This is a genomic window from Thermosynechococcus sp. HN-54, from assembly GCF_023650955.1.
GTDB lineage: Bacteria > Cyanobacteriota > Cyanobacteriia > Thermosynechococcales > Thermosynechococcaceae > Thermosynechococcus.
The window spans coordinates 1,892,162-1,917,848 of sequence record NZ_CP098039.1 but is presented as its reverse complement, the minus strand read 5'-3'; the positions used below and the strand labels follow the sequence as shown (position 1 = coordinate 1,917,848).

General features: G+C 53.9%; 21 protein-coding genes and 1 CRISPR repeat array. Of the genes, 8 read left to right on the top strand and 13 right to left on the bottom strand.

The window, feature by feature from the left end; translation table 11 throughout:
- Nucleotides 1-77: 77 nt before the first annotated feature.
- Nucleotides 78-470 (top strand): hypothetical protein, encoded by a 393-nt coding sequence (locus tag NBE99_RS09240; RefSeq protein ID WP_250681799.1) that lies wholly within the window; start codon nt 78-80, stop codon nt 468-470.
- On the opposite strand, the gene NBE99_RS09235 is transcribed toward NBE99_RS09240, so the two are convergent.
- Nucleotides 467-943, bottom strand: a complete 477-nt coding sequence (locus NBE99_RS09235) for a Dps family protein (RefSeq protein ID WP_250681798.1) — start codon at nt 941-943, stop codon at nt 467-469. The two genes, NBE99_RS09240 and NBE99_RS09235, sit on opposite strands and share 4 nt — an antisense overlap.
- A 167-nt stretch (nt 944-1,110) precedes the next feature.
- Between NBE99_RS09235 and NBE99_RS09230 the strand changes: the two genes are divergently transcribed.
- The 3 genes from NBE99_RS09230 to asnS all read left to right on the top strand — a co-directional run bounded on the left by NBE99_RS09230 (nt 1,111) and on the right by asnS (nt 5,950).
- Nucleotides 1,111-2,097, top strand: a complete 987-nt coding sequence (locus NBE99_RS09230; RefSeq protein ID WP_250681797.1) for an FHA domain-containing protein — start codon at nt 1,111-1,113, stop codon at nt 2,095-2,097.
- A 68-nt stretch (nt 2,098-2,165) separates the two neighbouring features.
- Nucleotides 2,166-4,550 (top strand): endonuclease MutS2, encoded by a 2,385-nt coding sequence (locus tag NBE99_RS09225; protein ID WP_250681796.1) that lies wholly within the window; start codon nt 2,166-2,168, stop codon nt 4,548-4,550.
- Between the two features lie 11 nt (nt 4,551-4,561).
- Nucleotides 4,562-5,950: an asparagine--tRNA ligase gene (asnS, locus tag NBE99_RS09220; protein ID WP_250681795.1), complete on the top strand. Its 1,389-nt coding sequence runs from the start codon at nt 4,562-4,564 to the stop codon at nt 5,948-5,950.
- 1 nt (nt 5,951) lies between these two features.
- On the opposite strand, the gene trpB is transcribed toward asnS, so the two are convergent.
- Together trpB and NBE99_RS09210 are read right to left on the bottom strand one after the other, a co-directional pair.
- On the bottom strand, nt 5,952-7,196 hold the full coding sequence (gene trpB / locus NBE99_RS09215; RefSeq protein ID WP_315897331.1) for a tryptophan synthase subunit beta: 1,245 nt from the start codon (nt 7,194-7,196) through the stop codon (nt 5,952-5,954).
- A 33-nt stretch (nt 7,197-7,229) separates the two neighbouring features.
- Nucleotides 7,230-8,006, bottom strand: a complete 777-nt coding sequence (locus NBE99_RS09210) for a DUF1350 family protein (protein ID WP_250681793.1) — start codon at nt 8,004-8,006, stop codon at nt 7,230-7,232.
- Nucleotides 8,007-8,081: 75 nt separating this feature from the next.
- Between NBE99_RS09210 and NBE99_RS09205 the strand changes: the two genes are divergently transcribed.
- The gene (locus NBE99_RS09205; protein WP_250681792.1) at nt 8,082-9,263 is read left to right on the top strand and encodes a F420-0:Gamma-glutamyl ligase; all 1,182 of its coding nucleotides are present in this window, start codon (nt 8,082-8,084) and stop codon (nt 9,261-9,263) included.
- Nucleotides 9,264-9,307: 44 nt separating this feature from the next.
- Nucleotides 9,308-10,137: a CRISPR direct-repeat array (repeat unit 35 nt; unit sequence TTTCCATTAGTTCGGCTGGGAAAGAATCCCAGCAC).
- Nucleotides 10,138-10,431: 294 nt separating this feature from the next.
- On the opposite strand, the gene NBE99_RS09200 is transcribed toward NBE99_RS09205, so the two are convergent.
- From NBE99_RS09200 to NBE99_RS09190, 3 genes are read right to left on the bottom strand one after another with little or no spacing between them, the layout of a single operon-like run.
- Nucleotides 10,432-11,154 (bottom strand): cytochrome c biogenesis protein CcdA, encoded by a 723-nt coding sequence (locus tag NBE99_RS09200; protein ID WP_250683714.1) that lies wholly within the window; start codon nt 11,152-11,154, stop codon nt 10,432-10,434.
- A gap of 4 nt (nt 11,155-11,158) precedes the next feature.
- Nucleotides 11,159-13,897: a pitrilysin family protein gene (locus NBE99_RS09195; protein WP_250681791.1), complete on the bottom strand. Its 2,739-nt coding sequence runs from the start codon at nt 13,895-13,897 to the stop codon at nt 11,159-11,161.
- A gap of 8 nt (nt 13,898-13,905) precedes the next feature.
- Nucleotides 13,906-14,214, bottom strand: coding sequence for a hypothetical protein (locus tag NBE99_RS09190; protein WP_250681790.1), 309 nt, complete (start codon nt 14,212-14,214; stop codon nt 13,906-13,908).
- A 613-nt stretch (nt 14,215-14,827) separates the two neighbouring features.
- Here NBE99_RS09190 and leuC point away from each other — a divergent pair.
- Nucleotides 14,828-16,231: a 3-isopropylmalate dehydratase large subunit gene (gene leuC / locus NBE99_RS09180; protein WP_250681789.1), complete on the top strand. Its 1,404-nt coding sequence runs from the start codon at nt 14,828-14,830 to the stop codon at nt 16,229-16,231.
- A 150-nt stretch (nt 16,232-16,381) separates the two neighbouring features.
- Nucleotides 16,382-16,783, top strand: a complete 402-nt coding sequence (locus tag NBE99_RS09175; protein WP_250681788.1) for a hypothetical protein — start codon at nt 16,382-16,384, stop codon at nt 16,781-16,783.
- A 5-nt stretch (nt 16,784-16,788) separates the two neighbouring features.
- Here NBE99_RS09175 and NBE99_RS09170 read toward each other — a convergent pair whose 3' ends face one another.
- The 4 genes from NBE99_RS09170 to NBE99_RS09155 are packed head-to-tail and all read right to left on the bottom strand — an operon-like array spanning nt 16,789 to nt 19,315.
- Nucleotides 16,789-17,490, bottom strand: coding sequence for an MgtC/SapB family protein (locus NBE99_RS09170; protein ID WP_250681787.1), 702 nt, complete (start codon nt 17,488-17,490; stop codon nt 16,789-16,791).
- Nucleotides 17,491-17,493: 3 nt separating this feature from the next.
- Nucleotides 17,494-18,870, bottom strand: a complete 1,377-nt coding sequence (gene mgtE / locus NBE99_RS09165; protein WP_250681786.1) for a magnesium transporter — start codon at nt 18,868-18,870, stop codon at nt 17,494-17,496.
- Between the two features lie 13 nt (nt 18,871-18,883).
- Entirely contained in the window at nt 18,884-19,132 is a 249-nt protein-coding gene (locus tag NBE99_RS09160) for a hypothetical protein (protein ID WP_250681785.1), read from the bottom strand.
- 42 nt (nt 19,133-19,174) lie between these two features.
- Entirely contained in the window at nt 19,175-19,315 is a 141-nt protein-coding gene (locus NBE99_RS09155; protein ID WP_250681784.1) for a hypothetical protein, read from the bottom strand.
- A gap of 660 nt (nt 19,316-19,975) precedes the next feature.
- On the opposite strand from NBE99_RS09155, the gene NBE99_RS09150 reads away from it, so the two are divergent.
- The gene (locus tag NBE99_RS09150) at nt 19,976-23,698 is read left to right on the top strand and encodes an EAL domain-containing protein (protein ID WP_250681783.1); all 3,723 of its coding nucleotides are present in this window, start codon (nt 19,976-19,978) and stop codon (nt 23,696-23,698) included.
- Here NBE99_RS09150 and NBE99_RS09145 read toward each other — a convergent pair.
- From NBE99_RS09145 to NBE99_RS09135, 3 genes are read right to left on the bottom strand one after another with little or no spacing between them, the layout of a single operon-like run.
- Nucleotides 23,695-24,144: a hypothetical protein gene (locus NBE99_RS09145; protein WP_250681782.1), complete on the bottom strand. Its 450-nt coding sequence runs from the start codon at nt 24,142-24,144 to the stop codon at nt 23,695-23,697. The two genes, NBE99_RS09150 and NBE99_RS09145, sit on opposite strands and share 4 nt — an antisense overlap.
- 9 nt (nt 24,145-24,153) lie before the next feature.
- Nucleotides 24,154-25,323 carry a cysteine desulfurase family protein gene (locus NBE99_RS09140; RefSeq protein ID WP_250681781.1) on the bottom strand — a complete coding sequence of 390 codons (1,170 nt, stop codon included), beginning with the start codon at nt 25,321-25,323 and terminating at the stop codon, nt 24,154-24,156.
- Nucleotides 25,324-25,368: 45 nt separating this feature from the next.
- On the bottom strand, nt 25,369-25,599 hold the full coding sequence (locus NBE99_RS09135; protein ID WP_250681780.1) for a hypothetical protein: 231 nt from the start codon (nt 25,597-25,599) through the stop codon (nt 25,369-25,371).
- Nucleotides 25,600-25,687 lie beyond the last annotated feature (88 nt).

Here is a 25,687-nt window from a genome sequence, read left to right as displayed (position 1 = left end):
GCGTTCAGAAAAGAACCCGGTGGCCAAGAGAAGTCATTGTCTATCGTTGAAACAGTAAGATGGTGGAGAAAAAAACGATGGGACAGCAACCCGTGACAGCTCTCCTGCTCAGTGTTTTCCTTGGGGGAGTGATCCCGCCCTTTGCCCTCTCGCCGAGGGTCGTTGCCCAAGCAACCCCTGCTGCTGAGCCAGTGAACATTGCCGAGTTAGTACGCGCGCGCAATTATGCCCGCCAAGCGGCAGAACGGGTCAATGGTGGATTAACCCGCTATCGAGCCGAGCAGTCCATGCATGGTCCTGTACGTGAAGCCCCCTATGTGCGCAATGCCGACGGCTCCTACACGTTTCGGATTTTGGGCTACCGCGTGAGAAATGGTGTCCCCGAATCCATGCCCAGCATTGAAACCGTAGCTACTGTGGCTCCCGATGGTCGCACCACCATTGACTACAACGGCCCAATCCGCAACTAACTGACCAAGCCATCGCCTTTGGCCAGAAACTCCTTGAGGAACCAGCGGTGTTTTTGGTGAGTTTGCACTGAGCGGGTGTAGAGATCGGCAGTACCAATATCACCAGCCTCAGTGGCGATTTCGGCATCTTGGTGCATCTCGGTAATGATCAACTCATGGTTGGCGATCGCCTCCTCGATCATTTGCTTGACTGTGAGTTGGCCAGTCGAGGGAGTCACCGTTGCTACTTTTAGGTAATCTGCCGGGTCTGCCACTGGTTGACCATCAAGCATGAGGCTGCGCTCAGCCAGTTCATCAATCATGGCAAAGACTTCTGACCCCTGCTCTTCAAACAGCAGGTGCAAATCCCGGAATAAGGGGCCGTAGGTCAGCCAATGGTACTTTTTATAGTTCAGGTACATGACCACTGCATTGGCCTGTTCCCGTTTCAGCGTGGTCAGCACTTGCTCTTTTAGCGTGGTTGTTGCACTCATAGCGGTCTCCTTTGACAGTCATCCAACTGTCCTGTCTTACTTAATCATACTCATAACGAGTATGTTTTAGCAACCTGTGGGGATGCTACTGCCATTCTATTGACATTTAAGATGGAAGTAGTTCCTTGCTGCTCATCAACGTTAGGATAGGCAGCATAAAAATAAAGTTGCTCATTTTAGTGTTTTTTGCTGCTGCTATGGATGCCTCGGCCAATCGCCCCGACACCTACGTTCCCCACCTGCAATCATCCACTCGCTCTGGTGAACAGCAACGGGGATTTATGCGTCCCAGTGAGCTGATTCTGGCGGCACCGACACCAAGATTATTATTGCATTCAGTTTACATGCAACGTTCAATTGTCTTGGATCAGTTACCGGTTTGGCAGATTGGTCGCAGTCGCGATTGTGACATCGTCTTGCCGGATCGCTGGTGTTCGCGCCATCACCTTCGCATTGAACGTCAAGCGGATCATCGCTATCGGCTCACTGACCTCAAGAGCATGAACGGGACGTTTGTTGGCAACAACCGCATCAATGCTCCCCACATCCTCAAGCATGGCGATCGCATTTCCATTGGTGAGTCAGAACTTGAATACATTGACCTGCGGGATGTGCCCAGTTCGCATCCCTACACCAAGCACTCCCATGAAAGCTATGGCCAAGCCACGGTGCTGATGACCCATTCTTCGCGCACCCAAGGGGAGATGTGGCGAGAATTGCTGAACTCCCAAGGCATTTCGACGATTTGGGCGACTTCCCATTTTGAGTTAGAAAAAATCGTTGCCCATGTGGAGTCCCTCAACTGCAAAATCAGCCTCTTGCTCTTGGATTTGGGGATGCCTAAAACCAATCCCTACGACTTTTGTCGCCAGTATCGGCAGCGCTATCCAGCAATGAATGTCATTCTCCTCAGTGGCATGCGCACCCGCGTCCATGAATCGGAGTGCAAGTGGGCGGTCAATCAAGGAGCCATGGCGCTATTTGCAGGTTTACCGCGCGAAAATATGTTTGCGGAGCTGACGAGCATCACGGAGCGATTACAAACGATCGCCAAAGCGATTGAGTGGCCTTACCTCAATGCTGAAGCGCTGACGAATACCCTCCTGAAACTGCAAGATGCGGTGGATACGGAAATGTCGGGGATTGTCCTCTAGAACCGCTGCAGAGGTTGTTGAGCAGTGCTACAGTCAGTGAAAGTAGTGTTTTCAGCAGATAGCGAACATTGGTTGTTACAACGTCACAAGTTAGTGCACTAGACAAATCTCGAGGGCGGCTGGAGTGGCCGCGTCTGTGTCAGCAGTTGGCGACGTTTGCTGCCACAAAACGGGGAATGCACCAGCTTCAAGGAGGGGAGATTCTAGGGGATACCCAAGCAGCCAGTCAAGTGCTGTTGGCGCAAACCGCAGAGGTGATTACCCTTGAAACGGTTCACCAAGTGCACCTCGATTTCAGTCAGGTTACAGATATTGAACCTGCGCTGGCGCGGCTAGATCGCCAAGGCTGTTTGCAGGGAACGGAGCTACTGGCGATCGCCCATCTGTTGAGTACCGCGCGGCAACAGCGGCGGCAAATTGAGGAACACGAGCAGCTCAATGAACTCCAACAACTGGTGGCCGGTGTCCGTACCTATCCTGAGGTGACTCAAGAAATTTACCGCTGCATTACCGATCAGGGGCAAGTGAGCGATCGCGCCAGTCCAGAATTGGCTCAGATTCGCCAGCAGCAACGGCAGTGCCGTGCCCACATCCAGCAGCAACTTCAGCAGATTCTCCAGCAGCGAGCAAGTGCCATTCAAGAGGCGGTGGTTACGCAACGGCGCGATCGCTATGTCCTAGCGGTCAAAGCAAGCCACAAAGACCAGATGCCGGGAATTGTCCACGATCTCTCGGCCAGTGGTGCCACCCTCTACATTGAGCCACAGGAAACGATTGAGTTGCAAAACCGCCTGCAACAGCTGGCCCATCAGGAGGCAGAGGCAGAACGCGCCATCTGTCAAGCCCTCTCGGATCAGCTGGCCACGATTAGCGATGATCTGTGGTATTTGCTAGAGGTGCTAACAACGCTGGATATGGCGGTCGCCCGTGCCCACTATAGTCTTTGGTTGCAGGGCAATCCGCCGCAGTTTGTCAGTGACACGCGGCTGCACCTGAAGGCGTTGCGGCATCCCCTCTTGGTATGGCAAGCGCACCATGAGCAAGGACAGCCAGTGGTTCCCATTGACATTGAATTGCAGCCGCCCACGAAAGTGGTGACGATTACAGGCCCGAATACCGGCGGGAAAACAGCGACCCTGAAAACCGTGGGCTTGGCAGCACTGATGGCGAAAGCGGGGTTGTATGTACCAGCGGCAGTGCCTGTGGAGTTGCCTTGGTTTACGGGGATTTGGGCGGACATTGGGGATGAGCAGTCCCTCACCCAAAATCTCTCCACCTTTTCAAGTCATATCTGCAATATCCACGACATTCTCACGGAGCTAGAGATGACAGGGGGCAATACGTTGGTGCTCCTTGATGAGGTAGGGGCCGGTACCGATCCCAGTGAAGGGACAGCGCTAGCGATCGCCCTGTTGTGCTATCTTGCTGAGCATGCCAGTCTCACATTGGCCACCACCCACTATGGTGAACTCAAGGCACTCCAGTATCAGGACAGCCGCTTTGAAAATGCCGCCGTTGAGTTTGACGAGACAACCCTTGCGCCTACCTATCGGCTGCTGTGGGGCATTCCCGGACAGTCCAATGCCTTCGCGATCGCCGAGCGGTTGGGGCTGTATCCCAGCATTATTGAGGAGGCCAAAGCCTTTCTCAGTAGCGACAGCAACAGCGTCAATGAAATGATTCTAGGGCTAGTGGCCCAACGCCAAGCCCAGGAGGCCAAAACCACAGCGGCAGCGGCGCTCCTGCGGGATACTGAAGCCCTCTACCAAGAAATTGCCACCAAGGCGCAGGAACTGCGGCAGCGACAGCAGCAACTGCGGCAGCAATTGGAAGAAGAGGTACGCACGGCTCTTAGTAGGGCACAGCAGGAAATTGCCAAAGTCATTGCCCAACTGCAACGCGCCAACAGTCCTGAACAGGTACAAGCTGCCCAAACGGCTCTAGATCAGATTGAGAAAACCTATCTCCCCCCCCCTCCCCCCGCCGGATTTGTGCCCCAGCCGGGCGATCGCGTGCGTTTGCCCCAATGGCAACAGGTGGGCGAAGTCCTCAGTGTCAGCCAGCAGGGGGATATTGTCGTCCAAGTCGGTTCCGTGAAATTTACTGTGCCGCCCCACGCGGTCGAATCCCTCAAGGGAGAACCTGTGCAACCACCGCTGAAACCCAAGTCCCACACCAACACGCCACCCCCCCCATCCAGCGCTCAAGCACCCGCCATTCGCACGGAGAGCCGTACCCTCGACTTGCGGGGCAAGCGCACCCACCAAGCAGAACCCCTTTTGGAGGAATTCCTCAACCGCCACCAAGGAACTGTTTGGATTATCCATGGCCATGGCAGTGGTGCCCTACGCCAGTTTGTGCATCAATTTCTCGAGCAGCACCCCAGTGTTCAAAGCTATACCTTGGCTCCCCCTGCAGAGGGCGGCCGTGGGGTAACCATTGTGCAGTTATAGGGGAGACACACATGCAGCAGCGGATTAAGGACATTCTCCATCAAGGTCAAGTGGGCGATCGCGTCACTGTCAAGGGCTGGGTGCGCACCAAGCGCGAACTCAAGGAATGCACATTTGTCAACGTCAATGATGGCTCAACCCTCGCTGGGTTGCAGGTGGTGATTCCCAACACTGTGGCAGCGGTCACCCCCGCCATCAAAGACCTCACCACCGGTGCCGCAGCAGAATTTAGTGGCGAACTGGTGCGCTCCCCCGGCAAAAACCAAGCCATTGAACTCCATGCTGAGCGCATTCACCTCTGGGGCGGTGCCGATCCAGAAACCTACCCCCTGCAAAAGAAACGTCATAGTTTTGAATTTCTACGCACCATTGGTCATCTCCGACCGCGAACCAATACCCTTGGGGCGGTAATGCGGGTGCGCAATGCCTGTGCCACGGCCATTCACCAATTTTTCCAAGAGCGGGGGTTCCTGTGGGTGCATACCCCGATCATCACCGCCAGCGACTGTGAAGGGGCAGGGGAACTCTTTACCGTCACCACACTGGATTTAGCCCAGCCCCCCAAAACCCCAGGGGGGAATATTGACTTTAGTCAGGACTTTTTTGGCCGCCGCGCCTACCTGACGGTGAGTGGTCAACTAGAAGCAGAAATTATGGCCACCGCCTTTACCAATGTCTATACCTTTGGCCCGACGTTCCGCGCCGAAAACTCCAATACCTCGCGGCACCTTGCCGAGTTTTGGATGGTGGAGCCAGAAATGGCCTTCTGTGACCTCATGGGAGATATGGAACTGGCCGAGGCCTTTTTGCAGTACGTCTTTCGCTATGTTCTAGAACACTGCCCTGAGGATATGGCCTTCTTTCAGGAGCGCATTGACAATAGCGTCATGGCAACCGCTGAGCAGATGGCAACCCAACCCTTTGCCCACCTCAGTTACAGCGAAGCCATTCAAGTCCTTGAAAAGAGTGGCCGTGCGTTTGAATTTCCCGTCGCCTGGGGGCTGGACTTGCAGTCGGAGCATGAACGCTACCTCGCCGAGGAATACTGCCAACGCCCCGTGATTGTCTATGACTATCCCGCCCACATTAAAGCCTTCTATATGCGCCTCAATGACGATGGCAAAACGGTTGCTGCCATGGATGTCCTTGCCCCGAAAATTGGTGAGATTATTGGTGGCTCGCAGCGGGAAGAACGCTTTGACGTGTTGCAGGAGCGTATTGTCAGCCAAGGGTTAGATCCTGCCCCCTACTGGTGGTATTTGGATTTGCGTCGCTATGGCAGTGTCCCCCATGCCGGCTTTGGTCTAGGCTTTGAGCGGCTGGTGCAGTTTATGACGGGCATGGACAATATCCGTGATGTCATTCCCTTTCCCCGTACACCGGGGAATGCGGAGTTCTAGCTCAGGGAGCTTGCTGTGCCTCAAAGTAGCGGCCAATCGTTTCCACGTCCTTATCGCCGCGTCCTGAACAATTGATGACAATGCGCGGCTGCCCCGTCAATTGCGGGCATAGCGTTTCCAGATAGGCCAAGGCATGGGCGGTTTCAAGCGCCGGGAGAATGCCTTCCAATTGGGTTAGACGCACACAGGCGGCCACAGCCTCATCATCGGTGACACTGTAGTATTCTGCCCGACCAATGTCCTTGAGGTAGCTGTGCTCTGGTCCGACTCCGGGATAGTCTAAACCGGCACTAATGGAGTGGGCTTCAACCACTTGACCATCGGCATCTTGCAACAGGTAGCTCATGGCGCCGTGGAGCACTCCCACTTCCCCTTTGGTGAGGGTGGCGGCATGGTGACCGGTGTCCACCCCTTGGCCAGCAGCTTCGACGCCAATCAAACGCACCTGCGGTTCCTCGACAAATTCATGGAAGAGGCCCATGGCATTCGAGCCACCGCCGACACAGGCCAGCAGAATATCCGGCAGTCCTCCCCATTTTTCAAGGCACTGCTGTCGGGTTTCGGCACCAATGACAGCATGGAATTCCCGCACGAGCATCGGATAAGGATGGGGACCGGCCACCGAGCCAAGGATGTAATGGGTGGTTTCCACATTGGTCACCCAATCGCGAATGGCTTCGGAGGTGGCATCTTTGAGGGTACCCGTGCCTGCACTGACGGGGGTTACTTCTGCTCCCAGTAGGCGCATCCGCAGCACGTTTAATCGCTGCCGCTCCATGTCCTGAACCCCCATGTAGATTACACACTGGAGGCCAAAGCGGGCACAAACGGTTGCCGTGGCCACCCCATGCTGACCGGCGCCCGTTTCGGCAATGATGCGTTGTTTGCCCATGCGTTTTGCCAGTAAAACCTGACCGAGGGCATTGTTGATTTTGTGGGCGCCAGTGTGATTCAGGTCTTCCCGCTTCAGATAGATCTGGGGCTGTGCTTGGTCGTGGGCATAGTGGGCGCTGAGGCGCTCGGCAAAATAGAGAGGACTGGGGCGACCGACGTAATCCCGCAGCAGTTGCTGGAATTCTGCTTGGAATTCAGGGTCTTGGCGGTAGTGGGTAAAGGCTTCCTCCAATTCACTGAGGGCGGGCATCAATGTTTCGGGAACGTACTTGCCACCAAAGCGACCAAAGCGACCGCGGGAATCGGGGCGAACAGCAGCACTCAGGGCAGCAGTCACGGGCAAAGTCCTTATACTCTCGGGGGTTCTTTATGAGATTGTGCCATGTTACGGGTGGCAACGGCGGACTGTGCCGAAGGGATTCAGCCACTCTAGGAGGGATTGCTCAAGAATTTGCATTTCTGGAAAGAGGCTTTGCTTGAGCCATTGGCCTACAGCATCCAAGGGAGAAAATTCTGCGCCCACTTGCCACTTGAGTCCTTGACTGAGGGGGGTGAGGTGATTGCCGGGGAGCTTGAGGGCGGTTACCATGTCGCCAAATTTCGCCCGCAGCAGGCTACGTAGGCGCGGTGTTTGATCAATGTCGTCGTCTTGAAAGCGAATGAGGAGGTTGCGGCGCACGGGGTAGCGCTGTTGGATGAGTTGCTCCGTTTCGGTGGAACTGGGGCTAAACTCGACGCCCACAGGGGCAAGGTTTTCCATCCAAGGAATGGATTGACTCGCGGAGGCGTTGTTGAAGGCCATGAAGAGATTGCCGGCGCGATCGCCATCGTAGAGACTGTTGATCAGCAAATGCAATTTGCAGCCCATACTGTGTCCCAGACCGTAGATCGGCAGGGCAGGCGGGTAGCCTCGGCGGTACACTAGCCAATCCAAGGCGTAGTCGAGTTTATTGAGAGCATCGAGGGCGATCGCCCCATGGTCAAAGTGATTCACAAAGGGTGTGGCAATAATGCCATAGCCAGCTTCTGCGAGATGCTCCAACAGGCGCCGATAGGTCAATTGGGGTGCTGCTGCCACAAAGGCACCTCCCAAAAAGTGAATCCATCCCAAGGGACGCTGGGGGATTAATAGCCAGTTGCCGCGAACCTCTTGCCACTCCAAAATCCAGTCACTCCAAAGATGCCTAACTGACTGTAATCTAACGAATACGGGAGATGCGGTGGTAGGGAAAACGGCATGGTTGAGACAATCGTTGGCATTGGCGCAGCAGCCCTAGGGTCTTTGGTTGGTCTAGTGCTCTTGGGGTTGGAATGGTGGTATCGGCAGCGGCCTGCCCATCCCCTCGAAGTCATCCGCGCGACTTGGAATCTGGAGGTCTATGAACCAACCCACTACCGCTTTGTTGGCCTGTTGGGACTGAGCAATCCCCATCGGGGGTTGGAGGTGATGGTGCCCGATTTACGGGCTGAGGTGGTGCTGCTGTCCGACGGCAGTGTGGAGGCAATTCAGACGGATGTCAAGGTGATTCCCCGCCACCCAGAGCCAGAGTTTCCACCCCGTGCCGATGGTTATTGGTTTGCCTATATTGTCAAATCCACCAAGCAAACCAGCGTTGAGATTTGTGTGGATCTGCGGGGTGTGGGTCTCACTGAGGTCAAGGCTGCTTGGGTGAAAATTCACTACATTGCCTATGGTCCCCACGGTCGTTTTGCCAAAACCCACCATGAGTTTATCCCCCTCAAGTTTCCAGCAAGGGGGGAAACCGGTCTTTGGCGGCAAGCGGAGGGATGTCAAGTCCTGCCCATTCGTACCCATTTACTGACACCGTTAGATATTCCCCTAGAGGTGATCAATCGCTATGTGCTGCCCCATGCCCAAGCGGGAGATATTGTTGCCATTGGCGAAACACCGATTGCCATTATCCAAGGCCGCCTCAAGGATCCCGCCCAACTGCGCCCCGGCTGGGTAGCAACGCGGGCGTGTCAATTCTTTTTACCAACATCAAGTTTGGCCACGGCCTGTGGCATGCAAGCCCTCGTCGAGGAAGTGGGGGAATTGCGGGTGCTTTTGGCCTTTTTGGGGGGGGCGATCGCCAAAGTCTTTGGCCACAAGGGTGGATTCTATCAATTGGCGGGTGAACAAGCTCGCCTGATTGACGATGTCACTGGTACCCTTCCCCCCTACGATCAATTCATTGTCATGGGACCGGCCAACCCCCAAGCCGTTGTGGATGATCTGGCCGCAAAAACGGGCTTGGGTATCGCCATTGTGGATGTCAACGACCTAGGGGCAGTCAAGGTTCTTGCAGCCAGCAAGGGAGTCTCCACCGAACTACTAACTGCTGCTCTGAAGAAAAACCCTGCTGGTAATGCCGATGAGCAGACGCCGATCGTGCTTATTCGACCTTATTCCCAATAAGATTGTTTTCATTTGTATTTCCATTTCCTGTTTCCATTAAGTTTCTTTCCATTAGTTCGGCTGGGAAAGAATCCCAGCACTATCCGTTCCTACTAAAAGAGATAAATTACGAGAGTTTCCATTAGTTCGGCTGGGAAAGAATCCCAGCACCGAACCTCGCTGTTTCGTTAATTTTTTGAATTACTTCGTTTCCATTAGTTCGGCTGGGAAAGAATCCCAGCACCAACGGTTGTCACACAGAGGGCAACCTGCCGCAAGTTTCCATTAGTTCGGCTGGGAAAGAATCCCAGCACACTTCGGCGCAAGAAAAGTTTCCGCGAGATCCGCGTTTCCATTAGTTCGGCTGGGAAAGAATCCCAGCACGATCCGAGCCCGAGGCGGTCTGTCCCTACCCTAAAGGTGTTTCCATTAGTTCGGCTGGGAAAGAATCCCAGCACGCACTGCAGCCGGAATCGAAAAAGTAGTTTTCGTGAGTTTCCATTAGTTCGGCTGGGAAAGAATCCCAGCACAATCATTTTCCGGCCTCTTAAATTTAATTGATCATAACGTTTCCATTAGTTCGGCTGGGAAAGAATCCCAGCACGATCGAGGCCATCGTCATAGGCAACCACAGGTTGTGTTTCCATTAGTTCGGCTGGGAAAGAATCCCAGCACACCTCCCGCCCTAGGGGTTTTTCGTCCCTATTTGCGTTTCCATTAGTTCGGCTGGGAAAGAATCCCAGCACATCACGGTTTCCGGCGCAGTAATCGAGTTTACCATTTTCCATTAGTTCGGCTGGGAAAGAATCCCAGCACTTTCAGAGCATATGACCAACCAAAGAATTTTGACTGTCGAGGATTTTCCATTAGTTCGGCTGGGAAAGAATCCCAGCACAGCACCCTTCTGGAAGGTGCTCTAGGAGTACTATAGCACAAGTCATTTGCAAGCACCTAGACGAGATCATTTTTTTGTTTTTGTAAAATTTTTAGATCCGCGGGTTGACAGGAGTCAAAAGTCTCTCTGGAACTGAGTTTCGAGAAAATTCAAGCACCTCCAAATCTGTTAGAAACTGCTCAAAGCGTTGTAGAGACTGGGTTTGAGAAAATTGCTGAGCTGAGAGGATATTTTTGTCCAGAGGTGCTTGCATGCCCCCTCGACGGGCAAACCACTGACCCCTTGGCTTGCCCACTAAAGCCGAATGGCCAAGGCAATGACCCCAAAAGCAATAAGGAGCACGCCACTCATCGTCGTGATCCAACTCGACCACTGCCGCAGTGCCAGTAGCTTTTGCAGAGTACCGCTAAACACTCCCACTAAGATCAAGGGGGCAACGTACCCTGTTGTGTAGGCCAAGAGTAGTCCGGCTCCCACGAGGAGATTTTGGGTCGTGGCTACCCAAGCCAAGAGCGTTGCCAATACTGGTGTGCTACAGGGAGCGGCGACTAGGCCAAATGTTCCTCCTAAGGTATAGGCCTGTAAGCTAGCAGGGACGCGATCGGGTAATTCCTCAAGAAAGCGACTGCGGGGGAAGCTCAGGGGTAAGGCATTGAGCAAGTTTAAGCCCATGAGAATCGCCACGACACTCACAATAATGGTTAATCCCCATCCCACTTGACCGTAAATCCGTCCCGCAACGGCAGCCACCATGCCCAGAGCCGTTAGCGTGCTGGCAAGACCCAGCGCAAACCAAAGGGACTGACGGACGACGGAGCCATTTTGCTTTGTGGCGTAGCCAGCAATATAACCAACCGTAATCGGCAGCATGGAGAGGGTACAGGGCGTCAGACTGGTGAGGAGTCCTGCGAGAAAGACAATACCGACACTGATCACGGTGAGGCTGCTCAGTTGACCACTCACCCATTGGTTTGCCCACTGTTCCAGTTCATAGAGTTGGAGCGTCAAGCTGGCCATGGTATTAAGGGGTAAAGGCAACAGGGGGACCCGCCGTCACAATCACCAATCGCTCTGGATCAAGGAGATCGCGTAGGGCTTGATTCACTTCCTCTAGTGTCACCGCTTGCAAGCGATCGCTGAACTCTTGGAGTTCTTCGGGGGGTAAATCCACACTGGCATTGCCTACGAGTGTCCGCGCCACCACATCCACATTAGCCAATTCGACAAGGTAAGTATTACTGAGGCTGCGCTTGGCGGCTTCCAGTTCAGCGACGGTGAATCCTTGGCGACGGGCGTCCCTTAGGAGTTGGAGGGTAGCCTGAATGGCCTTGGCGGTATCTTCAGGGGCGGTTTGCAGTTGAATGATAAAAGGCCCTGCTTGACGACTGGCACTAAAGAAGCTGTAGATTCCATAGGTCAACCCTTGGCGATCGCGAATCTCTGTGCCCAAGCGACTGGCCAGCGTGTCTCCCCCTAACATGTGATTCATCAGCATTGCTGCGTAGAAGCGAGGATCGCGGCGATCGATCCCCGGCGATCCAAGATAGGTAATGGCTTGGCTTTTACCGGCAATCACCGCATTCTTAAAGAGGGTTTGCTCGGGCGGCGAAACCGCAGGAAAGGTTAGGGACAGGGGATGCGTTTGGGGTTGCCAAGAGCCAAAAATTTCATTGAGGCGCGATCGCACCGCCACTGGGTCAAAATCTCCCACCAGCGTCAAAATCGTGTGATCCGGCCTATAGGCGGCACAATAGAAGTTCAGTAGGTCTTGGCGTTGAATCGCCTGTACAGATTCAGGAGTGGCAAAGGGATGCAGGGGATGATTGGGCGGATAGAGGGTTTCTTGGAGGACACGGCGTCCCCAGCGCACGGGATCATCAGCTTCAAGACTGAGGGCCGTGAGATAGCGTTGTTGGCTGAGCTTAAACTCCGGTTCTGGGAAGGTGGCTTCTTGGAGGACTTCACCAAGGGTTTGCAAGAGGGTGGGTAGCTCACTCGCAAGGGCATAGCCTTCAATATCCACCCCATCGCGGAAGGTACTAAATTCTAGGCTAATACCGCGATCCTCAAGAGTTTGCGCCAGCGTGAGGGCATTTTTGCGACGCGTGCCGTTGAGCAGATTGGCGGCAGTGAGGTTGGCCACCCCCGGTTGCGTCAGTAGATCGTAGGCTGTTCCTGCATCAATGCGTCCTGCTAGGGTAATGGTTGGCGTACTGCGATCCACGAGTAAGAGCACCCGCAGGCCATTTTTCAGGGTAAAGGTTTCCACCCCGTTGTTTTTGACCTCAGGGGCAGCCTGCCCACGCCCTTGGGGTAAATAGGCGGCAATGGTTTGGGGATCCTCTGGCTCACCGACAAGATTATGGGCTGTGGTTTGGGCACTCGGCCGACCTGAAAGCTCGACATCAGCAAATTCACTGGGAATAAATTCCCCGACAATCCAGCGATCGCGCCCAAAGTAGGTTTGCACCACTCGTTGAACATCCGCAGCCGTGACCTTTTCAATGGCCGCAAGGTGGCGATCGCTAAAGCGGTAATCTCCCGTCAGGGTTTCATCATTGGCCAGTTGACTGGCTTGGGCATCAATGTCGCGATTGCGCAGGATAAAATTGGCCTTCAACTGTTGTTTGGCGCGTTGCAGTTCAGCGGTGGTCAAGGGACGCTCTGCCAGTTGGATCAGAATCTTGCCAATGGTTTGCTCAATCGTCTCAAGGGATTGCTCCGGAGCCGCGATCGCGCCAATTTCAAACCAGCCCCCCTCCTGTAACGCTGCCACATAGGAGTAGGCTGAACTGGCTTGACCCGTCTCCATCAACTCCTGATAGAGGTACGAACTGCGGCCGCCACTCAGGAGCATATCCAGCACATCCAACGCTGCCTGATCCGGGTGCGCCATGGCAGGAATCGGCACCACCAGCTGCAATAGGGGGGCACTCCCCGGTTCGGTCAGTCGAATTCGCCGGGATGAACCTGCCATTGGGGGTGGTAACGAGGGAGACTTTAGGGGGTCGGTTGGCGGCGGAATTGCACCAAAGGTCTGCTTTACCAGTTCTAGTGCCCTTGGAGGGCGAACATCGCCAGCAATGACAACAACGGCATTATCGGGACGATAGTACTGCTGGTAAAACGCCTTCACCGCTGGCAGCGTGAATTGCTCAACGTCACTAGCGGTTCCCCCCACCGGCAAGCCGTAGGGATGATGGGGATAGAGGGCTGCCATCACTGCTCGACTGAGGCGATATTCGGGACTATTTTCATAGCCTTGCAGCTCCGAGATCACCACCCGCTTTTCACTCTCAAGGGCATCGGGCGTCATCAGGGTATTGCCCAGGCGATCGGCCTCGAGAATCAGCAGTGGCTCCAGTTGGTCAGCGCGCACCGTATGATGGTACGCGGTCATGTCGTAGCTGGTAAAGGCATTGGAAGAACTGCCAAGGGCATAAAACAACTGACCAAACTGTACGGGACGGCTCTTGGTGCCCTTAAACATCAAATGCTCTAGTTGGTGGGCAATCCCGTTTTCTCCCTTGGGTTCATGGCGAGAACCCACACGATACCACACCTGCAAACTCACGACGGGTGCTGTGGGAATCTCTTTGATCAGCACCGTGAGGCCATTCTCTAGAACTGTTTTGGTCACACCACTACCGAGTCCTTCTACCGTGTGCAGGGGAAAAATCACAGCTAAACTGGTACTCAAGAGCATCAAGCCAATAAATAAGAAGATTTTAACGAATCGTGGAACTAGCCCTAGGGTCATCGTTGCAGTTAATTCCCTTGGTGGGCGATCGCGCTCACAAGTGCCGTAATCGACGGGGAAAGACTCGCCAGAACCACCACCGATGCCGCCGCAATAATAATCGTTGTTACCATCCGCACCATGGCATCAGTTCCCCGCTGATAGACCTCAAATTTGTACTCTTGATTTTTCACCTCAGTGGCCAACTCACTCACATCACTTTGGAGCTTGTGTAGGTCGGTTTGAAGATTCGTGACATCTGTTTGCAGCTTCTCCACATCTGTGCGCAGTGCCTGCAACTCACTGAGTACCTTGGCTTGAAATTCCTGCTCACTCATCTGCTAGCTCCCCTGAACGTTCTATCTCTATCTTGCATGAATCTTGGCAGAGAAGGTGAAAAAGCACCTAGGGCACCAAGGCAAACGCATACTAGAAAAGTAAGCCAATCGTTGGTGGGAATGCCACCATGCCTCTGCCCGCCTGCTCGACCATCAACTCCTTGACATCATTGCTCTAACCATCTGTACCATCCTCTGTGGTGCAGAGACTTTGGGGGCAAGCCGTGGCTCAACTGCGAGAAGGAGAAGTCATTGCCATCGATAGCAAGACCCTGCGGCACTCTTACGAGCAAGGCGGAAAACGAGGAGCAATTCACAGGGTCAGTGCTTCGGCCAGTCAGCACGTCGGTGTTCTGGACACGCACCAACTATCGAGCGACGCTACTCTCTGCTGAGTCTTGACGGTGGGGTAGAGCGGTTTGCGCAGGTGGTGCGTTGGGGGATTGAAAACCAAGGGCATTGGGTGCTGAATGTGGCTTTTGGGGAGGATGACTGCCTTGCTCGCCTCCTTGCTACTGCCTGAGTATGCGTTTGCCCTGCGCCTTTAGGCGGGGGAGTATGTCAATCTCTTGCTTTTGCCTATAATTGATAGACTGGATTTTTTAACGAGTCTATGAGTCGCGGCACACTCTTTGATAAGGTTTGGGAACAGCATACGGTGGCTACACTGCCCTCAGGGCAAACACAACTGTTTATTGGCCTGCACCTGATTCACGAAGTCACGAGTCCCCAAGCCTTTGCCATGCTGCGGGAGCGGGGGTTGCCGGTGCTGTATCCGCAGCGAACCGTGGCCACGGTGGATCATATCGTCCCGACAGATACGGTGGCGCGCCCCCTCCAAGATACCCTTGCCGAAGAGATGCTACAAGCCCTCGAAGCCAATTGCCGCGCCCACAATATCCCGTTTTTTGGGATTGGTTCTGGCCGTCAGGGCATTGTCCATGTGATTGCCCCTGAGCAGGGGTTAACGCAACCGGGAATGACGATCGCCTGCGGGGATAGTCACACTTCGACTCACGGTGCCTTTGGGGCGATCGCCTTCGGAATTGGTACCAGTCAAGTGCGGGATGTTTTGGCCACGCAGACCCTTGCCCTCAATAAGCTAAAAGTCCGCAAGGTAGAAGTGAATGGCTCTCTTGCCCGCGGGGTTTATGCAAAGGATGTCATCCTGCACATTATTCGCCACCTTGGTGTCAAGGGCGGTGTCGGTTATGCCTATGAGTTTGCTGGCAGTACCTTTGGCCAAATGTCCATGGAAGAGCGGATGACCGTCTGTAATATGGCCATTGAAGGGGGTGCCCGCTGTGGTTATGTCAATCCCGATGAAACCACGTTTGCCTATTTGCAAGGTCGACCTTTTGCACCCCAAGGAAAAAATTGGGATCAGGCGGTGGCGTGGTGGCGATCGCTAGCCAGTGATGCGGATGCTGAATACGATGATGTGGTTACATTTGCGGCTGCAGATATTGCACCGACAGTAACATGGGGCATTACCCCTGGTCAGAGCGTTGCAGTGGATGAGACCTTGCCCACCCTAGAGAGTTTGCCGGAGGCAGAACGTACCATTGCCGCTGAGGCCTATGCCTACATGGATCTGCAACCGGGGCAGCCTATTCAAGGAACCAAGATTGATGTCTGCTTTATTGGCAGTTGTACGAATGGCCGCATCAGTGATCTGCGGCAGGCTGCCAAAGTGGTGGAAGGGCGCAAAGTTAAACCCGGTGTCAAAGCCTTTGTGGTTCCCGGTTCAGAACGGGTAAAAGCGCAAGCGGAAGCGGAGGGTCTCGATGTCATTTTCCAAGCCGCAGGGTTTGAATGGCGCAATCCCGGTTGCTCGATGTGCCTCGCCATGAATCCCGATAAGCTGCAAGGGCGTCAGATCAGTGCCTCCTCTTCCAATCGCAACTTCAAAGGCCGCCAAGGATCCGCAACGGGGCGCACGCTCCTGATGAGTCCGGCGATGGTGGCAGCAGCAGCGATTACTGGCGAAGTTACAGATGTACGGGCATTCCTCTAGGCTTTGATTGTTTGAATGCCGATAAAGTTCCTTTTCAGACCCTTTACATTCACCGATCCGTAACGTCAGCCCTTTGGAGAATAGAGACAGGGAGGACAGGTCTCCTTTTGGCTATCTCTCCACAAGTCTTTCTACTCAGGAGGCTATTCTATGAAGACGTTACAGGGCGGGTTGGGTGCAATCGTTCTGGGGGTGGCCTCTGTCTTGCCTGCTGCCGCTGAGACGCTAGTTTCTGATAGCGGTCTGACCCAAATCTACGACTATCAGTTTACTCACTTTCCGGGAGATGTTTTGTCCTACACGACAAAGGTCAATGGACGAGTCTATGAGGGCACAATTAACGTCACGGCAATTGGCAATGGCTTCGTGCGCGGCTTTTTTAGCGATCGCGATCTGGGGGGCAATTTTGGCTGTAGTGGCGAAGTAACCATCCAATGGGTGCGGGATAATCGCTATATTTCCGTGTGGCGAGTTGGCGGTACCTATACGCCGCGTCTCCAATGTCCGCAAGCGGGCACCACTGCTCGTCTGAATATGCGCCTCTACCCCTAGAGCAATCAACCATACTCCTGCTCTGTAATCCGCCAGCGCGCCGAAAGAACACTGGGTTCTAAACTCAAGCGGCTCACCAGCCCTTCTACAAAGTCATCATTGCGCTCTTGACTGAGGAGTTCTGCCTCAATATGGACACGATCGGGGGTGTCTTCAATATCCTCGCTGAGGAGCGATCGCAACTTCAGGCGGCTGCCCGCCAGCGACTGTAACAAGAGGGCGCGCAAATGAGCCTCTGCCTCAGCACGACAGACAATATCACAGCGGTAGCATAATTCCACTTCGGTGCCCTTGAGGGGTTGCTGATTGATGCGATAGCCGAGGGGACGCAAGAGCAGATTGGCCATGAGCACTGCCACTGCCCCTAAGGTTGCCTGATAGAGTAATCCCGATCCACACAGTGCCCCCACTGCCGCTGCACACCAGAGAGTAGCTGCCGTATTCAAGCCCCGCACTGAGAGACCCTCCCGCAGGATCACGCCCCCGCCGAGAAACCCAATACCAGAGACAATTTGGGCGGCAATCCGCGTTGGACTCGCTTCCCCTGGGGTGAGAGTCGAGAGCATGACGAATAGTGCTGCCCCTGTTGCCACTAGGGTATTCGTGCGCAGACCGGCCATGCGTTGCCGCCATTGTCGCTCCAAGCCGAGGGCTGCCCCAAGACAAAAGGCCGCCACCAAACGCACAATAAAATCACTCGTTGACATGGGTTAAAACGACAGCCCTAGGAAGAGACTGACAAGGTAGAAATAGAGCAACAGCCCTGTGAAGTCTTTAATGGTTGTGATAAAGGGATCCGCCGCTGGGCCATGGTCAAAGCCAAATTTCAGCAACACCCAAGGCAGCAAGGCACCGAGAACCGCTGCAAAAGTAATCACCACAAACAGAGACAATCCCACGGCCAAGCCCAGTTGGGGAATGTTGTTGGGCAGCCCTTGCCAGAGGAAGGCAATCAAGCCGCCAGCAGCTCCCAAGATGAGACCCATAATCGCACCAATGCGAAACTCGCGAAAGAGATAACCGCCATAGCGACGAATATCAATGTGCTGCCACGCAAGGCCACGGGCAAACACAGTGGTGGATTGGGTACCGACATTCCCTCCCATGTCCATGACCACAGGAATAAAAATTGCTACAGCAACGACAGCTTCGAGAATTTCCTCAAAGTACTGAATGACCCCACCAACAATCATGCCACCAATGAGGGTAATGATCAGGCAGATAATCCGCAATTGCACCGCGTAGCGAATGGGGCCACGTACCAGTCGTTCACTCCACACTTGATCGCGGTTGAGCAGGTTGCCCACACCCGCCTGCGCCAGAATTGTACCTGTAGCTTCCTCCTCAATCAGGTCAATCACATCATCAAAGCTGATATCGCCCACCAGTCGCCCCTCCTGATCAACAACGGGAATGGCCGGGACATCGTATTCCTTGAGAAGTTTGGCTGCTGCGAGTTCCGGCGCGGTCACAGCGATCGCCAGCTCCTGTCCTTGAACCAAATCTTGAATCGGTTGGTCAGGATTGGCCTTCATCAACTGAATCGGCCGCACAAAGCCACGATAAAAGCGCTGTTCATCAATCACAAAAATAATGCTCAGGTCATCGGCATCCAAGGCACTCTCGCGAATGGCAGCGATCGCCTCCGCCACAATCAAATGTTGCCGCAGCGCCAAGTAGCGCAAATTCATCCGCCGACCAATGGTGCCCTCCGGATAGCCCAATAGCAGGTTCACTGCCTCCCGCGATTCTGGACTCAACTGGCTGAGCAAGCGTTTGGTGACCTTGGCAGGCAATTCCTCAAAGAGACGCACCCGTTGATCCGCCTCAAGGGCTTCGAGAAAATGCAGAATCTCTGGATCGGTCATCCCTTCCGTCAGGGTTGCTTGCTCGTCGGGGGTGAGGGCTTCAAAGACCGCGATCGCCTTGTCTTTTTCCAGAAGGCGAAAGGCCAATACCCGCTTATGGGGGTCAATTTGGCGCAGGGCACGCACCAGCTCAGGAATCGTCAATTGGTTGGCTGTCCGTTTGGCCGCACCGAGACCTTGGGGATAGGTCAGCAGATCATTGAGGGGATTGATTACCATCGCGTTGCTCCTTCTATGGCTGAGAATTTAGGGTGGGTGAGGCAGAGGCATAGGCTTCGCTCAATTGATGCCAGAGATTGGCCAACTCGTTGTAGGCTTGGGTGGTGGAAAGCTTGCCACTGGTGTGGAGGGCAGCAATAAACCCAGCCCGGTGAGCAAATTTCTGTAAGTAGGCATCAAAGGTCAGCGCGTCTAGGGTGACGTGCCCACGGTAGAGGGTATAAGGGCACAGAAATGCCTGCTTGACATCGCGGGTCATCATGGTTCTACGCTCCATTGAGAAACGACAATAGGGTTATTTGGTCTAACGGGAGAACTCTCCTGAGGTGGCGATCGCTTGACTCATCGCCGTAATGATTAGGTGTCCAAGGGCAACACCCAGAACTTCCGAAAGGGTGATCCCCAGCATTTCGGCCATCAGGCTGAACAGACAAACTTCAAACATAGACACTCTCCGTTGCGACTAGTTTGGCCACGCAACCAACTGAGCGATACGAAGTAGCCACTCTCAAGAAAAATGCAAAACAGATCTGACTACTGGCGATCGCCCGCAACAACAATTCGCCTTGAGCGAGCCAGTTTTAGGCAAACTCAGGTGAACACGAGACTAAGATCGATTGAGACATTGGGACGGTTGCTTCCTGATCCATCTCCATTTGCAGATCAACTGCCTTGGAACGCACGGAGATGAACCAGACGTTCAAGCCATTAGCCAGCAGAAAACGCTGAATCCACCTCGGCGCTCTCTAGGGGAAGGAGGCTCCACCTATGGCAGGGATCTTCACTAGGAGAGATGGAGTCGGCAGAAGCAACGCGACAGTTACCGCTACTCGACGCCATTGAGAAAATCTCCAAAAATGGGCAAGTGCCGCTCGCCTAAACAGACTTTTAACGGCCGATTAGATCATAGAGGCTAAGCCAGTATTTGTCAAGTGCGGTGATACCCACCTAGGAGAGCACACTTAGAAGTGCAGAGAAGTGCAGAGTGTTTATACAGTCAGGTGGGTCGGTGATTCGCTAAAATTGTCAATTATTACTTAAACTTGGCGGCTGTAAAAATCGTTGAAATGCCCTACTCCGTGATAACAATTGTGGATTCTAGCGAATGATCATTGCTGAATTTGAGCACTTTACTGAATTATTAGTCAACTACACCGATGATCTGATTTGCCTGCACGAACCGGATGGCAACTATTTATATGTCACTCCCTCAAGTAACACACTTTTGGGCTATTCTCCTGAAGAACTGATTGGTAAAAGCCCGTACACATTATTTCACCCAGAAGATGCCGAGCGAATTCGCAGTGGTGCCCATGCGCTTGCCCTGCAAGGCAGTGTGAATGTGGTAGAAACCTATCGAATGCGGAAAAAGAATGGCGGATATATTTGGCTAGAAACTCTCACTCACCCCATTTGTGATGATGGGGGAAATGTTTTATTTTTAGTGACCACATCGCGGGATATTACCCGTCGCCGTCAACTGGAACTAGAACTACAGGCCAATCAAGAACTTCTGGAAGCCTTCTTCCAACAATCCCTTGAAGCATGCTTTTTCATGATGTTGGATCGGCCGATTCGCTGGGATGACACAGTCAACAAAGAGGAAATATTGGAGTATGTCCTCGATCATCAGCGGATTACACGTATCAATAGTGCCTTTGCCCAGCAGTATCAATTACCGCCTGAGGATTTGATTGGCTTAACGCCGCGCATCTGCTTTAAGGAAGAGCTGGAACTCGTGAAACGGTTGTGGCGGGCACTGTTTGATGTGGGCTATTTTCACATGGAAATTGAACTCCACCGCCGCAATGGCAGCTCCTTTTGGGTTGAGGGGAACTATGTGTGTCTCTACAACCAAGATAAGGAAATCATTGGCCACTTTGGCGTGCAGCGGGACATTAGCGATCGCATCCGTCTGCAAGCAGAAATTGCCCAAAAAACCGCTGAATTGGAGTATTTCTTTGGCTCTTCCCTTGAACTGTTTATGATTGCCGATAGTGAGGGACGGCTGCGGCGAGTCAATCAACACTGGCAAACCTGCTTGGGCTATGACCTGAATCAATTAACGGGCGCCAAGTTTGAGAGCTTTCTCCATCCGGGCGATCGCCCCCGCCATCGGGAGATGCAGCAACGTCTCCTTGCCGGGGAGCAAATTACTAACCACACGATTCGCCTGCGCACCCAACGGGGGGACTACCGCTGGTATGAATGGCAAGGGCTTCTTAGCCAAGGGCGCATTTACGCAGCCGCACGGGATGTGACTGAGCAGCGGCAATTTAGGGATCGCCTGCAAGCAGCCTACAACCAAGTGACCGAGATTCTGGAGAGCATGTCCGATCACTTCTTTGAGGTGGATCGCGATTTTACCGTTATCTATGTCAATGGCAATCTCTGCCGCTTGGCGGGCAAATCCACCTCGGAGATGCTAGGGCAAAACCTCTGGGATCTCTTCCCCGATGCCCGCAGCTCGATTTTTGAGACCCAGTGTCGGCGGGCAATGACAGAGCAAACTCCCGTCCAATTTGAAGCCTTCTATGAGGGACTCAACCAGTGGTTTGCAGTACGGGCATTTCCTACCAGCCGCGGTCTTGCCGTTTTCTCCCAGAATATTACGCTGCAAGTGGATTCAACCACCTCGTTACAGCGCCGCCAAACCCAAGCCGAACTCCTGCATCGTCTCACGATCAAAATTCGTCGCTCACTAGATCTAGAAACCGTTCTCAAAATCGCCCTTGAGGAAGTGCGCCAGTTGCTAGGGGTGGATCGCACGCTTATTTTTCAATTCTATGCCGATGGCAGGGGAGAGGTCGTTGCCGAATCGGTTGCCCAGCCGCAGTTTTCGATTCTCAATCGCAGTTTCTATGACCCCTGTTTTCACCGCGAGGCTGCTGACACCTACTTGCAGGGACGAGTGCTGGCGGTAGCGGATATTAACACCGCTAAAATAGCTCAGTGTCACCGGGATTTTCTTGCTCAACTGCATGTGCGTGCCACCCTAGTCGTACCCATTATTGAGGAGGAGCGACTCTGGGGATTGCTGCTGTGTCATCATTGCTCTGCGCCTCGGCCTTGGGCGATTGACGAAGTGGAACTGATTCGCCAACTGGGGGAACAACTCGGCTTTGGTATCAACCGTGCTGAATTGGTGAGTGCCCTGCATCAGGAAAAAGAACGCTATCGGCGGGTTCTCGAAGCCCAGACCGAACTGCTCTACCGCTGCACCCCTGAGGGACACCTCACGTTTGGCAATCCTGCCTTCTTTCGCTACCTAGCTGAAGCGCGCATCAGTTGTGATCTAGGGGAGGTTCTCCAGCATCCGTTTGATCCCGTGACCCAGCAACGCTTTCAACAACACCTGCAAGCCCTTACCCCTACACAGCCCATTAGCACAATTGAATGTGGCGTTGCCTTGGGTGAAGGACGTTTTGCTTGGTTTGAATGGACGACCCGTGCCTTTTTTGACAACCATGGTCGCTGTATCGAGTATCAATGTGTGGGGCGGGATATTACTCGGCGCAAGCAAATGGAGGATCAGCTCATTCACGATGCTCTACACGATGCCCTGACAGGACTGCCGAACCGTACCCTCCTCCAAGACCGGTTGCAGCACTGTTGGCGACAGTATCAACGCCATCGCGATCGCCCCTTTGCTGTGATTTTTATTGACATTGATCGCTTTAAGCGGGTCAACGATAGTTTGGGTCACCAAGCAGGAGATCAGGTGCTGATTACCCTTGCCCAGCGGATGCAAAGTGTGGTGCCAGCGGGGGATACCTTGGCTCACCTGAGTGGCGATGAGTTTGTGGTGCTCTGTGAGGATTTGGTTCCTGAGCAAATGGTGGCTCAGGTAGAGGCACGGGTCGCCGATCTAGAGCGGGTGATTCAGGAGCCATTGGTCATTGATGGCCATCTGTTGAGTCTCAGTGCCAGCATTGGCGTCACCTTTAGCGATCGCTCCGACACCTCAGCCACCACCCTGCTGCGGGATGCTGACATTGCCATGTACCAAGCGAAAAAACAGGGATTGGGGCAGTATCGCATCTTTGACCCGCAAATGCACACCGAAGCCCAGAGTTGCTTTACGCTGGAGAGTCAACTGCATCAGGCGATCGCCAACAGTGAACTACAGGTGTATTTTCAGCCCATTGTTCAACTGGAGACGGCGGCGATCGTCGGTCTTGAGGCCCTCAGCCGCTGGTTTGATCCTGAAAAGGGGGAAATTCCTGCTGCTGAATTCATTGCTCTTGCCGAGCAAGCAGGTTTGATTGTCAACCTTGGCCGACAGGTCTTTGAACAGGCGATACGAGAATTTAGCCGGTGGCGGCAACAGGACAGCCGTCGTCAGACCATGACCTTGGGCATTAATATCTCACCTCAACAGCTGGTGGATGCCAACTTTGTCAGTGATATTTTGGTGGCGCTGCGCAGTGCCCAATTCCCTCCTCACCTCCTCCATCTGGAGATTACGGAAACCACAATGATCCGCAATCTTGAAGCCACATTGCAGGTGGCCGCTGAACTGCAACAACTGGGGGTTGCCCTCAACATTGACGACTTTGGCACGGGCTATTCCTCCCTGAGTCGGCTGCATCAGTTGCCGATCCATGCCCTGAAAATTGATCGTTCGTTTGTCCAGAACCTCGGACAAAGCCAAGCCGCCCATGAAATTATCGGGGCAGTGATTGCCCTTGGTAAAAGCCTGAGCTTGGATGTGGTGGCAGAGGGGGTGGAAACGGCAACCCAAGCCGCTCAATTAATCGACCTCGGTTGTCACTATGGCCAAGGCTATCTCTTTTATCCGCCATTGCCCATCGATCGCTTACCCTAGGATTTGCTGCTGGTATCCTCATGGGGAAGAAAGGGTAAGCTTTCCCACCAACTTTGATAGTTTTTCGTCATTTCCTGCCACCAGTCAACGGGCTGTTGAAGTGCCTGTTGCAGGCGATCGCGCTCCTGTTCGAGGCGATGGAGATTGGCCTCTAGTTGTTGGTAGGTCACCTCTAGGGTGGTGAGTTGATCACTCAGGGCTTGATGTTGCTGTTGCCAGTAATTGCGCTCTGTCTGTAACTGCTGATTTTCAGTGAGGGCTTGATCCAGTTGCTGTTGGAGTTGATTGCAGTGCGCTTGCAGCCGTGCTACTTCAGCTTCGAGGGCGGCTTTTTGGGAAGGATGTTGCTGCGATCGCACAGTGAGCCACAGCAGAATGAGCGTAGCAATGACCCCATAGCTGGCAAGTGCCCAAGTCCCCTGTGCCGATAATGCCGCCCACACCATGGATACACCTTAGGAAAGAGATACTGCTAAGGGGGGGGCGATCGCCTCTGCGAGATATTGCCGCAGTACCATGGCCAACCAGTCGACATCGGCAGCCGTCGTCTCTCGCCCTAACGTAATCCGAATTCCTGCCTTAGCGGTTTCAGGATCGTAGCCCATGGCCAAAAGCGTGGGACTCGGTTGTGTTTGACCACTTTGACAGGCGGAACCCGCACTAATGCCAATGCCGGCAAGGTTCAGTTGCCGCACCAATGTTTTGCTATTCAACGGTCGGCCGTGGCGATCGCGCACAATCAAACTCAGATGATGGGGCAGGCGCTGCCATGGATGTCCGGTGCGTTCCACTTGAGGGTGATCCTGCAACTGCTGCCACAGGCGATCGCGCAGTTGGGCAAGGCGCATTGGTTCTGTCTCAAGCTCAGTCGCAGCCCATTCCGCTGCCACCCCAAACCCCACCAGTGTCGGCACCGCTTGCGTTCCAGATCTCAAACCCAGTTCCTGTCCGCCCCCGCGCAAGAGCGGTTCCAAGGACACCCCCGATCGCACATAGAGCGCCCCTGCCCCTTGGGGGCCATAAATTTTATGACTGGACAGCGACAGTAAATCCACCCCCAACCGTCGTACATCAAGGGAAACCCGTCCTGCCACCTGCACTGCATCCGTATGGAAAAGCACCCCTGCCTCTTGGCAAATAGCAGCTAGCTCGGCAATGGGTTGGAGCGTGCCCACCTCACTTTGCCCGTAGATGATAGAGACGAGGACGGTATTTGGTTGGAGGGCTTGCCGCAATTGAGCCGGTTCCACCTCCCCCCAGTGATTCACCGCTAAACGGGTCACTTGCCAGCCTTGGGCTTCAAGAGCCGCAGCCGGTTTGGCCACCGCAGAATGCTCGACTGCCGAAATAATCAAATGTTGGGGTTGGCGATAGCGCTGACAGACGCCCCACAGCGCCAAATTGTCTGCTTCGGTGCCGCCGGAGGTAAAAATAATCTCATCCGCTTGGGCATGAATCAGGCCTGCCACCTGCACCCGCGCTTGTTCGAGGGCGATCGCCGAACGCTGCCCCCACTCGTGAATGCTCGATGGATTGCCCCACTGCTGTTCATAGGCCGCTACCATGGCCGCAATAGCCTCCCCTCGACAGGGGGTCGTCGCACCATAGTCAAAATACAGTTGCATGGGCAGACGCCGCTCCCAAAAACCAACGGCGGGATGGTCAATTCCCTAGACCAATTGTAGCCGATTATTCCCTAGCTTCTTTTTGCTGCCAAACCGTTGAATTTGGGAAATAACTTGAATGTCTCCCGCAATAATTGCCGTTACTAGCTCCTGCATGGCTTGATATTCAGTTGCACTCAGGGAACGCTGCCACAACAATTCATTGATTTGTCGCTCTTGAGCAGGGGTCACAATCCGGGTCGCCTGAATACGTCGGATCAGTTCTAGCAGCGTCATACATGAGTCCCCTCAAAATTGGGTGGTATGGTCTCAACTATGCCAGTGCTTCACAAAGCTTAACTGTGATCAACAGCACAACAAGACG